The sequence below is a fragment of the Pseudoalteromonas sp. GB43 genome (assembly GCF_054923805.1).
The window spans coordinates 13,698-27,110 of the sequence record NZ_JBPCHJ010000002.1; the positions used below are offsets into that span (position 1 = coordinate 13,698).

Consider the following 13,413-nt stretch of genomic DNA (forward strand, 5'->3'; position numbering starts at 1 on the left):
TTTGTATACAGTGCGCAATTTAATAATTTGTCATTAACGAACTGCAAAAATGGCATAGTACGTTTTTTTACTTGAGAAATAAATCCACATAATAGGAACAATTGTATGAATATTGGAATTTACATCTATGATGATGCCGAAGTGCTCGATTTCTCAGGTCCGTTTGAGGTGTTTAGTACGGCTAAGCGCCTAGCGAATAATGACTGGCAAGTGAGTTTAATTGCTGAAAATGATAGTCCTGTTCTTGCCCGCGGCGGTTATAGTGTAAACCCCCATTACAGCTTTGCTGACTGCCCTTTGCTTGATCTGCTTGTTGTGGTTGGGGGTGACCATACACGAGAGCTGGAAAAAGTAGAGGTTATTACTTGGTTAAAACACACAGTCACTAACACCAAGCGTGTTGCGAGTGTTTGTACGGGGGCGTTTTTGCTTGCTAAAACTGGGCTTTTAAGCGGTAAAAATGTCACGACTCATTGGCAAGATCAACCTGAGCTGGCTGCTATGTTTTCTGATCTCAACGTGATTGCAGAAACTCGTTGGGTCACCGACGGTAAGTTTATCAGCTCTGGGGGGATTTCTGCAGGCATTGATATGAGCCTAGCATTAGTCGCTGAGTTTATTAGTTACGAACACGCCCTACTAACTGCTAAACAGATGGAATATAAATGGCAGACGTTATAATTTCTCAGCCATGTAGTCGGTTATAAACTGTTTTAAACATACAGCCTTTTTACTCAGTAAACGTGCGCTTGACCAGATAGCATTAATGTCGCGGTTTTCCCCTCGCCAGTGTGGCAGTACTTGAACTAGCTGCTGAGATTTTAATTCATCTATAACCTCAAACCGAGGTAACAAGGCGATACCTTGCTCATCACAAACTAAGTATTTTACAAATCCAGTATCGTTAAAAGTACTAGCAAATCGGCACATGTGAGTATAAGTTGCATTCGTTTGTGTATTGGTTAGCTGCCACTTATTTCGCAACGTGGTACCAATTAATCTATGTTGTTTTAAATCAGCAGGCTCTTCTATGGCAGATGCCGAATTAAGGTATACTTTAGTGCTTACAAATAAGGTATCAACACTGCCTAACTTTTTCTGATGGAGCATAGAATCAGCCTGCGGCCCGACTCTTATTGCTAGATCAGCTTGGCTTTTACTCAGATCTTCAAGTTTATTATTAAGCAATAACTCAAGTTGAATATCAGGGTACTGTTTAGTAAATGCGAGCCACATCGGCTTTAAGAAACCATGACTAATATTCAGAGGTGCTAAAACTTTAAGCTTTCCTGATAATTGTGCTTTTTGATCATTGAGCTGGCGGTGAGTTTGTTCAAACTGCTCAATTAATTCAACATAACTTTGAAAATATACCTCTCCTGCTTGTGTTAACGTGCATTGCCTTGCTGAGCGATTTAAAAGCTGCTCGCCTAGGCGTTGCTCAAGCCGTTGCAAGCGCCTCGACACTGTCGCGGTAGGTAACGACAAGCTCTCAGCCGCATTACTTAGGCCGCCTTGTTTAACAATCTGTATGAATAGGGCAATATCGTCAATCATGTTCTCATTTATGCAATCATAGTTTGTTTATCTTGCTATTTTTAGCATTTTTGCAATTAGATATCATGTCTTTTATTAAATCATTTAAGAGCATCTAATTATGAGTGTTAATGATATTTATGTGATAACTTTTGTAGGCATAGCGGCGACTTTGTTCATTGATCTTTATGCTTTTCTGCTGGCTAAAGTGTTTAAGATACCGTCATTAAACCTTTGTTTAGTTGGCCGTTGGGGCTTGGGGTTATTAGCTGGAAAGTTTATGCACCAGAATATAACAAGCAGCCCTGCTAAGCATTTTGAGTGCGTGTTTGGCTGGTGTTTACACTACTTTATTGGTGTTTTATTTTCGTTTCTATTTATATTACTGGTCGGTATTGCTTGGCTTGAACAGCCCACCTTAATTGCTGCATGTATATTTGGATTAGCTAGTGTATCTATGCCATTTTTTGTTATGCAGCCCGCTTTAGGGATGGGGATAATGGCTACGAAAACAGCAAACCCACTTCAAGCCCGCTTAAAAAGTGCTGTAACTCACCTACTTTTTGGTGTCGGAATATATTTATCAGCTCAATTCATTCAATTTATTTAGGAGTAAGTAATGGACGCAAAGCATTGGCATCAACGTTGGGAAAATAACGAAATTGGTTTTCATGAAGGAGACGTTAACCGTTATCTAGATCAGTTTTTTACTAACTTAAATTTACAGCAAGGCGATACTGTTTTTGTGCCACTGTGCGGAAAAACTCACGACATTCATTATTTGCTCGCGCAAGGTATGCGTGTTGTTGGGGCAGAACTTAGTGAGATAGCCATTAAGCAGTTATTTGATGAGTTAAAGCTAGAACCCGAAATTAGCCAACACGGCGAACTATTACGTTATCAAGGCGCAAATCTAACCGTTTGGGTAGGTGATATTTTTGCACTTACCGCGAATGAACTTGGCACTATCAACGCGGTTTATGACCGTGCTGCCTTAGTTGCGCTGCCAAAGCCCATGCGCATTCGCTATACCCAGCATTTACTTGAATTAACCAATAGAGCTAAACAATTAGTGGTGGTCTTTGAGTATCAGCAAAGTGAGTTTTCGGGTCCGCCGTTTAGTGTGGTCGCCGATGAGCTACATCAGCACTACGATGCTTTTTATCAACTAACATTACTGTGCAAAGAACCTCTCGAAGGTGGCTTAAAAGGGCAAGTCCCGTCTATGAACGTAGCTTGGCATTTAAGTTAGTACTTACAAACTAGTGGTGTGTAAATTCACACCCTAGTTGTGCGTTTTTGTCGCTAGTTATTCTACCTCTGTGCGTGCACTATAGTGATTACTGCATTTAAGGAGTACATTTATGCAAAAGCCACGCGTTTTATTTGTTTCACATGGCGGCGGTCCTATGCCTTTACTTGGCGATCCAAGTCATGCTGATATGGTTACTTGTTTGCAGTCTATTGCTGCAAAAATTCAAAAGCCGTCAGCTATTTTGATGGTGAGTGCGCACTGGGAAGCGAACCCAATTAGCATCACTTCGAGCGCTGCTCCTGAGCTAATTTATGATTACTATGGTTTTCCTGAGCCTGCTTACAGTATTGAGTACCCAAGCCCAGGTGAACCAGCCCTTGCCGAAAAAGTACATCAAGCATTGGCAAAGGCTAATATCGATAGCACTTTAAACCCATCTCGTGGCTTTGATCACGGTATGTATGTGCCTTTGAAGATTATGTATCCAGAGGCAGATATACCTTGTGTGCAATTGTCGTTACATCCAAGCCTTGAGCCAAACTTACACCTAGCGATAGGTGAGGCTTTACAACAGCTTGATTACGATAATTTATTGATCATTGGTTCTGGCTTTACTTTTCATAATATGCGCGCATTTTTCACCCCTGAAACAGCTGAAATTAAAGCGCAAAATATGGCTTTTGAGCAATGGTTAGTCGATGTCTGTGGCAATACTGAGCTGAGTGAACAGCAGCGACAAGCTAAGTTATTAGAATGGCAAATGACCCTGCGGCGCGTTTTAGTCACCCTCGTGAAGAGCACTTATTGCCGTTACATGTTTGCTATGGTGCGGCGATACGCCCTTGTAGTGATATCTACGAACTACGTATTGCCAATAAGCAAGCCAGTATGTTCTTGTGGGACGATTAAGTTTAAGTTCAACCCCCCAGATAACACGATAAAGGCTCAGATTTTATTCATCTAATTTGGTACGCTAGGTAAGTTAAAACCTAGGAACAACAAAATGAACTTAATAAAAACATCAACCCTTGCGTTTGCTGTGGTTGCGGGTTTAGGTTTGCAAGCATGCTCAAGTACAGAGCAAGCGAGCACGCCATCAGCAACAGTGAACGCAACGGCTAATCCGCTCTCGCTTGAACAAATTTATAAAGAAAAAGACTTTAAAGCTGAGCGTAGCACCTATTTTACGTGGCTCGATGATGGTACTGGTTATACGGTACTTGAAGGTCGCGAAAGCGATAAAAACAACCAAGACGACAAAGCTAAAGACGATGAGCACGGCGTAAAAGGCAATGATATTGTGTTTTATAACGCCGATGGCACGGGTCGTAAGGTACTTGTTAGCTACGAAAAATTAATTCCCAAAGGTGATAAAGAGCCACTCACCGTTGAAAGCTACCAATGGTCTAAAGATGGTAAATGGCTGATGGTTTTTAGCAATGGCGAGCAAGTGTGGCGCTCACGTAGCCGTGGTGATTTTTGGCTTTTAAACCTCGAAACTGATTCGCTATATCAGTTAGGTGGCGAAAACATCGAAGCGAAAAAGCTGATGTTTGCTAAGTTCTCACCTGATAGCTCAAAAGTAGCTTACGTGCGTGATAACAATATCTACATGGAAAAAGTGGGTAGCAAGGCTGTGACTGCCTTAACCACTGATGGTAACGACACCATTGTTAATGGTAATTTTGACTGGGTATACGAAGAAGAATTTACTATTCGTGATGGTTTCCGCTGGAGTCCAGACAACAAATCAATTGCCTATTGGCAGCTTGATACCAGTGGCGTGAAATACTTCACCATGATCAATAACACCGATGATCTCTACCCTACCCTTAAAGAGTTTCCGTATCCAAAAGCCGGCGAGATGAACTCAGCGGTTAAAGTGGGTGTGGTTAGTCTTAATGACAAGAAAACCCGTTGGGCTGAACTAGGTGGTGATAATCGCGATCGTTATATTCCACGTATTAGCTGGGCAGGCACTGGTGAATCTTTGATGATCCAAGATCTTAACCGTCCGCAAAGCCACAACAAGGTTTGGTTATTCGACTGGCAAAAAAAGCAGCTGACTAAAATTCTTGAAGATAAAGACGATGCCTTTATTGAATGGTTTTATAAAGCAAACTGGTCAAAAGACGGTAAGTTCTTTATTTGGCACAGTGAGCGTGATGGCTGGCGCCATTTGTACCGTGTATCTCGCGATGGTAAAACGATAGTCGATTTAACACCGGGCGATTACGACATCATTGATATGTTAGCGCTCAACGAAGATAAAAACGTTATGTACTTTACTGCATCACCGGATGATCCAGGTCAGCGATATTTATTCCGTACCTCGCTTGATGGCAGCTCTAAACCGGTGCGCGTAACGCCAGCGTCATTTGATGGTTCAAACAGTTATTACATGTCTAAAGATACCTCTTGGGCAATGCATACTTTCTCTAAATTTGGCACCCCACCAATGAAAGAGATCATTAAAGTAAGCGATCACAGCAATGTGAAAACCTTAGTTGAGAACAAAGCATTAAAAGAGAAATTAGCGACTGAGCAATTACCGACTCACGAGTTCTTTACGGTTAATGCGCGCGATGGTGTTGAGCTTGATGGCTACATCATGTTCCCAGCGAATATGGATAAAAGTAAAAAATACCCAATCGTTTTCTATGTTTACGGTGAGCCGTGGGGCTCAACAGTACAAGATCGCTGGGAAGGTAACAGTTACTTATACAAGTCGTATCTAACTCAGCAAGGGTTTATTGTTGCCTCAGTTGATAACCGCGGCACGCGCGCACCAAAAGGCAGAGATTGGCGTAAGTCTATCTACAAAAAAATAGGCTCTATTACCGTACGTGACCAAGTTGACGCCCTTGATGCAATGGCAAAACGTTGGGATGTCATTGATACCGACCGTGTTGGTGTATGGGGTCACTCAGGTGGTGGTAGTTCAACGCTTAATTTGTTATTCCGCCACGGTGATAAATATAAAGTTGGGATTGCCTCAGCCCCAGTGCCAGATATTCGCTTGTACGATACTATCTACCAAGAGCGCTATGCAGGTAACCCAAATACCGATCCTGAAAGTTACGACAACACGTCTCCGATCAGCTTTGCAAAAGACCTGCAAGGTAAGTTGCTACTGATCCACGGTACAGGAGATGATAACGTTCACTACCAAGGCTCAGAGCGCTTAATTAACGAATTAGTTAAGCACAATAAACAGTTCGAGTTTTTCTCTTACCCGAACCGTTCTCACAGCCTACGAGAAGGTAAAGGCACTACCCTGCACTATCACACTATGATGGCTAACTTCTTCGAAAAGCATTTACTTAACAAGTAAATATGCTCTATAAAAAATACCGCAGCTTAGAGGTTAAGCTGCGGTTTTTTTATGCAAACTGTAAACCCCCGTTACACAAGATAGCGATTAGATGAAAGCTATCAAATGTTTAAAGTAAATTATCAGTGCTAGCAATGGTAGTTACGAGCTATTGGATTATCTAATGAATATCCTGTATTACAGTCAAGTCGGTGAAAGGAGTTAACTAATACTCTGTTACAATTGTCTTATTAACTAATTTTTGTAATTGAAGTAGTGTCATTAAGTTATTGATTAAGGCTATAAAATGGCATTACTAAAATTTAGATTTCAGTATTTAGCTTGGTTTATTACATTTGTTTTGCTAGCTACAGGCTTGTATTTCGCGGTGAAATACCAACAGCATTATAGCTCACGCTTTATTGATGTAGATATCAAGTCCAATGCGCTTTCAGAAATGCGCAGAGTTTTCATTCGCTTGCCCAAAAACTACAACCCTAACAAAGCTTATCCGCTCATAATTAAAACTGACGGCAACTTTAACCTTGATACTTGGGATGACGCTTTAAGTATTCTTGAAAGCACTGATGACATGCATGAGGTTATTCTAGTATCCATCCCGAACCTGTTTTGGCATGACACGCGAAATCGTGATTTAGTGCCACCTTACGCCCGTAAGGATGTGGCGATAGAAGCGCGCCCAATTAACCAAAATCAACGAGAAATATTTGGTAAAGCTGATGTGTTTTTAAAGTTTATTGAAACAGAGCTAATACCCTATTTAGAGGGAACATACCGTATTAGCGGGCAGCGCACGCTAACAGGTTTTTCAGCGGGAGGTAGCTTTGTGTTATATACCATGGTTACTAAACCAGAGTTATTTAATGCATACTTTGCTTTTAGCCCAGCGGCTTGGTATGACGATAATGTTGTTGTAAAACAGTTCAGTAAAAACTTACCTAATACAGTAGGCAACACTCACTATTTTTATGTCACATTAGGTGGTGATGAGAATCCAATCATAACTGGTGCATTCAATGCTTTAGTGAATGCTCTTCAAAAGCATGCACCAAACGACCTTATCTGGCAGCACCACATCAACAAAGGTGCTGACCATGAACAAAACGCAAAACAATCCGTTCGCAGTGCGCTAGATGGGGCTTTTAATCATTTTGATATGGCTCAGTAATGACGAAAAACAAAGCTACAAATAGGCGTTAAACCAATTAACTAACTCTGTTTCTAGCTGCTTTTTATGGTTCATTAAAAACTTTATAATTTAAATGATGTTTACTTTTACATTTTTAAGTTAGTAACCGCTCAAGCCATTCAATCACAGTCTTATGTGCTGATGTTTCGAAGCGAGATTTTTCGGGAATGTAGTAACACAGTTTTGATTCAACTTCTTGGTTATTAAACGATGTTAGTAACCCTGCATCTAGGTAAGGTTGTACTAAGGTTTTTGAGCAAAACACTACACCTTTATTGGCGAGCACCTGATTTATACCAAACAGCTCTTGATCGAATGTTTTTACCTTGAAACATGAATCACTTAGGTTATTTACTTTTAGCCACTGCGTTAATGGTGGGGCTGGTAGGGCATTATTTTTCCATTGGCTGGTGTATAAAGTAACCTGTTTATCAAGCCAAGGGGCACTTTGTTGCGCGTTTGCCGCAAACATATCAAAGCGCTCAAATTTGATGATATCTGCTTTGTTTACTTCCTCACTATTTCCTAGCCGAACAGGCAAGGTATGCAGTTGCTTATCTAAAGTTTCACTGGTTGATATATCGAGCTGTAAATGTGGTTTTTCGCTATTTAGCTCATCTAAAGCGGGTATTAACCTTAGGGCTGCTAGAGACGATGTTGTGGTGATGCGTACTTGATTATTTGCTTGGCTCAATTGTTCAATTGCCGTAAAAATAAGTTTAAAGCCGCTAGTTGTGTTTTGACTCAGGTACTCGCCTGATGGAGTTAAGGTAATCTTTCTCACTTCGCGATGAAATAAATCTGTATTCAAGCGGCTTTCTAGATTTGCAATGTGGTGCGATACCGCTGTAGGCGTAATCGCAAGCTCAGCGGCGGCTGCTTTAAAGCTACCTAATCGCGCAGCTGATTCAAAGGCTTTTAAAGCTTGTAATGATATATGCATAGTTGAACCCACCTAAATTTATAGATGAGTATAACTTACTTATAGTGAATAATAACTCGTTTGTTAAATAGCCTTCATTTATTGATGATACCAACACATTAACTAATGAGGTATTTACTTATGAGCACTCTATTACACATTGATGCTAGTGTACGTTCGGCTAAAAATGCAAACCCTAACCACGACTCAATCTCTAAAAATATTGCTAAGAAATTTGTAAATCACTTACAGCAAAATAATGCTATAGCTGAGTATATTTATCGTGACGTTGGAATGAATCCACCTTCATTTATTAATCAATCTTGGATTGGTGCTGTGTTTACGCCTGCCAATAAGTTAACGCTAGAGCAAAAAGAAGTACTGACCAATCAGATGAATTGATAAATGAGTTGGTTAAGGCTGATACCATCGTGATATCAACGCCTATGTATAACTATGGCATGCCTGCACAATTAAAAGCATGGTTTGATCAAATCGTTAGGATCAATAAAACGTTTGATTTTGACTTGCAGCGGGGAGATTTCCCTTTGCAACCCTTGTTAACTGGTAAACGTTTGCTGGTTATATCCTCAACGGGTGAGTTTGGCTTTGAGGCAGGTGGTATACGCGAGAGTATGAGCCATTTAGTGCCGCACATTAAAACCTTGAGTAAGTATTTAGGTGTTCAGCATATTGATGAAATAGCCTGTGAGTATCAAGAATTTAACGACCAAAGACACCAACGCTCTTTGACTAATGCCTATGCTAAAGCAGAGCAATTAGCGCTGAGATACGCCAATTAATATACACAACAAAGCCGCAACAAGCGGCTTATTTTGTAATGGGGCTTTACACTAAAAAATGGGTTTAGTGTTATTCAACCGAAATGAATACCTCAACTTCGTCACTGTTTTTATAAAACTCATAGTCAGTTTTATATGCTCGAATGTGCGGGCACTGTTCATTACTAAAGTACTGCCAAACTTGACCCCAAACATCGATAACGGTTTGTGGCATTGCCCCTTTGCCGCTAAAGCGAAGGTAGTTACCTGTGGCGAGTGTCGTTTGTTCTATCTCTGATGACGTGACTTGCAGATCAGTACACGCAAACACATCAAACTCCCCTGTGACATCAGATTCATAATGAGTGTAAACGCCATAAACTTGGCTAGATGGCGTTAAGTTTGGCGCTATGTCTGTGTAAAATTGCTGCCATAAGCCAGCGATTTTGGCACCTTCACCACTCATTTCATTCATATTACAGGTGCGAACTTTGAGGCCAAATAAGGTCGTAGGGTTGTCTATATTGATTTTCGTTACTTGCTGATCCATTGCATTTATCCTTGTTAGTTTGTTCCCGGTAAAATACCAGAGCATGTGTACTTTAACCTAGCCTTTTTAATTATTTATTTTAAAAAGACTATATTTTGTCAACGGCCTTTACAGCCTAAAAAACAGTCATGGCATCCTTATCTGCATCAGGTTAAGATGGGTAAAATAACAACAAAATCAGCAGGTGTTTAATGAATAAAATCAATGCGCTTATCTACTTTTTAGCCTTTAGTAGTGGCTTTTGTATTATGGGAATTGAGCTTTTAGGCGGACGAATTTTAGCGCCATATTTTGGTAGTAGTGTGCATATATGGGGCAGTATTATCACCGTCTTTATGTTGAGCTTATCTATCGGCTATTTACTTGGCGGCAAGCTCTCTACTCGCAATCCTTCGTTAACTAAATATGGACTCATTTTCTTTGTAGCAAGCATTATGGTGGTGCCAATTGTATTGTTTGCTGAGCCAATTATGACCTTTATTTTCACCCATATTGAAGACAGTCGCTACGGCTCGTTATTGGCATCAACGGCGTTGTTTTTTATTCCTACAACAATACTCGGCATGATCTCACCTTACTCAGTGCGATTATTGGTTACCGATCATGAAAAAAGTGGCCAGGTTGCCGGTGGTTTGTATTTTGTGAGCACCCTAGGAAGCGCCCTTGGCACGATTATTACCTCTTTTTATATGGTGCTAGCGTTTGATGTTAACGACATCATTAAAACCTTTGCAGCGGTATTAGGTGCGCTTGGTTTGCTTGCAATTGTTGTTAGTCAAATTAAAACAAAGGAGCGTGCTGTATGTTTAGAATCTTAATGCTTTGTTTGATCATGACCCTGCCCTTTAGCAGTTTGGCAGAAGTAATCCATAAAGAGCGCTCGCTTTATCGCAATATTTTAGTGGAGAAGTCTGGCGATTTACTATGCTTAAAATTCAACGAAAAAACGCGTAAAAGTACGCAAAGCTGTATGTATGAGAGTAAGCCTAAAAAGCTGGTGTTTAATTACACCAAAATGACGTTCGCAAGCTTACTATTTATTGATAACCCTCAAAATGTACTGATCATAGGTTTAGGGGGAGGTTCACTCTCTAATACCATTCATGAGCTTTACCCGAGTGCTCATATCGAAAATGTCGAAATTGATCCTGCGGTGATAAAAGTTGCCCGCGATTATTTTAACTTTATAGAAACCGATAACGTAACGTCTAAGGTGCAAGATGGGCGTATTTTCATTAAGCGCGCCGCACTTAAAAAACAAAAGTACGATTGGATTATTCTTGATGCCTTTAATGGCGATTATATCCCTGAACATCTACTCACTAAGGAATTTTTTGCAGAAGTAAAAAGTGTTTTAGCTGATGGCGGAATTGTCGCTGCAAATACCTTTTCATCAAGCAAGTTATACCAGCATGAGTCGGCAACTTACTTCGATGTGTTTGGTGACTTTGTGAATGTTGTGACCGATGAAAACTCTAATCGTATTATTTTAGCTGGCTTCGAGACTATGCCTAGCCAGCAACAGTTAACTGAGCGCGCCAACAAGCTAGCAAGTAAGTTAAGCCCTTACGACGTTGATTTGCAGTTACTCAGCGAGCATTTGTTTTATACTAAGGGTAATCAAGATTGACCAGCGGATACCAAGGTGCTCACTGACCAATATTCACCAGCGAACTTGTTAAATTATCAATGATCAAATACGCCTTAATTGCATTTCTTTTCATTACGAGCTCTGCTGCTAAGGCAGAGCGTCTTTCGAGCCCTCCTTTAGCTGCCAGCCAGCAGCAATTGTCTAAACTACTGAATCAATACAAAGGGCAAGTCGTGTTACTCGATTTCTGGGCGTCTTGGTGCAGCCCGTGTCGACGGTCGTTTCCTTGGTTTATAGCCATGCAGAGCAAGTATCAACAGCAAGGGCTTAAAGTGATTGCTGTAAACATTGATGTTGAGCGTAGTGATGCCGATGCTTTTTTAACTGAGTTTGCAGTGAACTTTAATATTATTTACGACCCAGACGCTGTTATTGGCAAGCAATATCAACTCAAAGGGATGCCGAGCAGCTTTTTAATCGATAAAGAAGGCATAGTACGGTTCCAACACACAGGTTTTGTTGCTGATAAATTAGACCTCTATGAAAGTCATATCAAAGAGTTAATCGCTAAATAGTGTTATCTAGCAGATAACTTTTGCAGTTGTTCGCTTTTATCGAACAAAGCTATCTATTTTATTAATTGCACTAATATTTACTTAGCATGCTAACTACACTAAAATACTTAGCATGCTAAGTAAATGGAGCGCATCATGTCTTCCACTCCCCCTTTTCACGAAACTCTTGATTTAACATTATGCGGCAGTATGGGCCGTGTGCATCGTTTATGTCGCGATGCTGTCACTTTGGCGGTTGAGCCTTTGGGGCTTACTCAATCTCGCTGGACCGCGATGATGCACCTGTTTCATCTAAACCAAGGTTGTACACAACAAGAGTTAGCAAATAGCTTAGGCATTGAAATGCCTTCACTCACTCGTACGATTAAGCAGCTTGAGCAACAAGAGATTATTGCTCGCAAAGCTGACGCTGAAGATAAACGCAGTAAACGTCTGTACTTCACTGAGCAAGGTCTACAATTGTTAGACACATTGCAGGTGATTATTGCCGATGTGAAACAGCATCTTTATGCCGACTTAACCACTGAGCAACTCGATACCATGGCGCATGGTTTAATTCAGATGGAACTGAATGCTCGTCAGTGTATCCGTCATTATTCAGGAGATAAGTAACGTTATGACACCAGATCAAAAATTTGCCCGTTACGTAAAAATCTCTTTAGCGGGTTTTATTGTTTTATTTTTATATTTTGTGATTGCCGATTTGTATATGCCTGTCACACCGCAGGCCCGTGTGTATCATCCGGTTGTACAAGTGACCCCGCAGGTAAGTGGTCGCGTGACTGACGTACTTGTCACCAATAATCAAGCTGTCGAAAAACAGCAAGCCTTGTTTAAGATTAACGACGAGCCTTTTGAGCTTGCCGTGCAACAAGCTGAACTTGCATATGATGATGCAAAACTACAAAACCAACGTTTAGATAGCAGTGTGAAGGCAATAGAAGCACAGCTTGCAGCTGCTCAAGCTAAGCTGCATGAGCAAACATTACTGTTTGAACGCGGTGAGTCGCTATTGAAAAAGCGCTCTATTTCAGAGCAAGAGTACGAAACAATTAATGCGAACTATCAATCAAGCAAAGCGAATGTAGCTGCAATTGAAGCCCAGCTTAGCGAGGCTAAATTAGCGCGCGGTAAAATAGGGGATGACAATTTAGCGCTTCGTCATGCTCAAAACCAGCTTGAACAAGCGAAACTAAACCTGTCGTACACCACAGTGACAGCCGATACCGACGGTAAAACAGCAAACTTACAGGTAACACCGGGTACTTATGCTAATAAGGGCCAACCGTTAATGGCGATAGTTGCTAATAAAGCTGATTTAGTGGCTGATTTTCGTGAAAAGTCTTTAGTTCACGTGCAAATTGGTAGTACTGCAAAAGTCAGCTTTGATGCGCTACCGGGCAAAGTGTTTACAGGCAAAATTGTTAGTTTTGAAGCGGGTGTGAGTGATGGTCCAGCTTAATGCTAACGGTTTACTCAGTGCCACTGAAAGCAGCAACCGTTGGGTACGAGATGCACAGCGTCAACGTATCCATATTCAGCTAGATGAACACCAGATGCTGGCAAAATTTCCAAGTGGTGCGCGTGCAACTGTGCAACTTCTGCCTGACTCAAGCATTGGTAGCTGGTTTGCAAGCATGCAAATTCGCTTCATTAGTGTTCTGCACTTTATTTACTAA

At 41.0% G+C, this 13,413-nt stretch carries 13 protein-coding genes and 2 pseudogenes; 12 read left to right on the forward strand and 3 right to left on the reverse strand.

The window, feature by feature from the left end; genetic code table 11:
* Positions 1–105: 105 nt before the first annotated feature.
* On the forward strand, positions 106–681 hold the full coding sequence (locus ACRWSG_RS17325) for a DJ-1/PfpI family protein (RefSeq protein ID WP_199528871.1): 576 nt from the start codon (positions 106–108) through the stop codon (positions 679–681).
* Here ACRWSG_RS17325 and ACRWSG_RS17330 read toward each other — a convergent pair.
* On the reverse strand, positions 676–1,557 hold the full coding sequence (locus tag ACRWSG_RS17330; protein WP_462166983.1) for a LysR family transcriptional regulator: 882 nt from the start codon (positions 1,555–1,557) through the stop codon (positions 676–678). The two genes, ACRWSG_RS17325 and ACRWSG_RS17330, sit on opposite strands and share 6 nt — an antisense overlap.
* A 100-nt stretch (positions 1,558–1,657) precedes the next feature.
* Here ACRWSG_RS17330 and ACRWSG_RS17335 point away from each other — a divergent pair, with 100 nt between their 5' ends.
* The 5 genes from ACRWSG_RS17335 (at position 1,658) to ACRWSG_RS17355 (ending at position 7,293) form a co-directional block, all read left to right on the forward strand.
* Positions 1,658–2,146 carry a DUF2938 family protein gene (locus tag ACRWSG_RS17335; RefSeq protein WP_199528869.1) on the forward strand — a complete coding sequence of 163 codons (489 nt, stop codon included), beginning with the start codon at positions 1,658–1,660 and terminating at the stop codon, positions 2,144–2,146.
* A 9-nt stretch (positions 2,147–2,155) separates the two neighbouring features.
* Entirely contained in the window at positions 2,156–2,788 is a 633-nt protein-coding gene (gene tmpT, locus ACRWSG_RS17340; RefSeq protein WP_462166985.1) for a thiopurine S-methyltransferase, read from the forward strand.
* A gap of 112 nt (positions 2,789–2,900) precedes the next feature.
* Positions 2,901–3,755, forward strand: a complete 855-nt coding sequence (locus ACRWSG_RS17345) for a DODA-type extradiol aromatic ring-opening family dioxygenase (RefSeq protein ID WP_462166986.1) — start codon at positions 2,901–2,903, stop codon at positions 3,753–3,755.
* A gap of 39 nt (positions 3,756–3,794) precedes the next feature.
* Positions 3,795–6,125: a S9 family peptidase gene (locus ACRWSG_RS17350; RefSeq protein ID WP_199528867.1), complete on the forward strand. Its 2,331-nt coding sequence runs from the start codon at positions 3,795–3,797 to the stop codon at positions 6,123–6,125.
* A gap of 286 nt (positions 6,126–6,411) precedes the next feature.
* Positions 6,412–7,293, forward strand: a complete 882-nt coding sequence (locus ACRWSG_RS17355; RefSeq protein WP_199528866.1) for an alpha/beta hydrolase — start codon at positions 6,412–6,414, stop codon at positions 7,291–7,293.
* A gap of 115 nt (positions 7,294–7,408) precedes the next feature.
* Here ACRWSG_RS17355 and ACRWSG_RS17360 read toward each other — a convergent pair whose 3' ends face one another.
* Positions 7,409–8,257, reverse strand: coding sequence for a LysR family transcriptional regulator (locus tag ACRWSG_RS17360; RefSeq protein ID WP_199528865.1), 849 nt, complete (start codon positions 8,255–8,257; stop codon positions 7,409–7,411).
* A gap of 120 nt (positions 8,258–8,377) precedes the next feature.
* Between ACRWSG_RS17360 and ACRWSG_RS17365 the strand changes: the two are divergent.
* A pseudogene (locus ACRWSG_RS17365) lies at positions 8,378–9,039 on the forward strand (FMN-dependent NADH-azoreductase).
* Between the two features lie 70 nt (positions 9,040–9,109).
* On the opposite strand, the gene ACRWSG_RS17370 reads toward ACRWSG_RS17365, so the two are convergent.
* Complete coding sequence (locus ACRWSG_RS17370; RefSeq protein WP_199528863.1) at positions 9,110–9,568, reverse strand: GyrI-like domain-containing protein; 459 nt, start codon at positions 9,566–9,568, stop codon at positions 9,110–9,112.
* A gap of 191 nt (positions 9,569–9,759) precedes the next feature.
* Here ACRWSG_RS17370 and ACRWSG_RS17375 point away from each other — a divergent pair, with 191 nt between their 5' ends.
* From ACRWSG_RS17375 to ACRWSG_RS17395, 5 genes and pseudogenes are all read left to right on the forward strand, one after another.
* Complete coding sequence (locus ACRWSG_RS17375; protein ID WP_054553353.1) at positions 9,760–10,386, forward strand: fused MFS/spermidine synthase; 627 nt, start codon at positions 9,760–9,762, stop codon at positions 10,384–10,386.
* On the forward strand, positions 10,371–11,198 hold the full coding sequence (locus ACRWSG_RS17380; RefSeq protein ID WP_462166987.1) for a spermidine synthase: 828 nt from the start codon (positions 10,371–10,373) through the stop codon (positions 11,196–11,198). The genes ACRWSG_RS17375 and ACRWSG_RS17380 overlap by 16 nt, the downstream gene beginning before the upstream one ends.
* Before the next feature lie 59 nt (positions 11,199–11,257).
* Complete coding sequence (locus ACRWSG_RS17385) at positions 11,258–11,734, forward strand: TlpA disulfide reductase family protein (RefSeq protein ID WP_082389267.1); 477 nt, start codon at positions 11,258–11,260, stop codon at positions 11,732–11,734.
* 135 nt (positions 11,735–11,869) lie between these two features.
* Positions 11,870–12,346 carry a MarR family winged helix-turn-helix transcriptional regulator gene (locus ACRWSG_RS17390; protein ID WP_199528861.1) on the forward strand — a complete coding sequence of 159 codons (477 nt, stop codon included), beginning with the start codon at positions 11,870–11,872 and terminating at the stop codon, positions 12,344–12,346.
* A 4-nt stretch (positions 12,347–12,350) separates the two neighbouring features.
* Positions 12,351–13,413: pseudogene (locus ACRWSG_RS17395) on the forward strand (HlyD family secretion protein).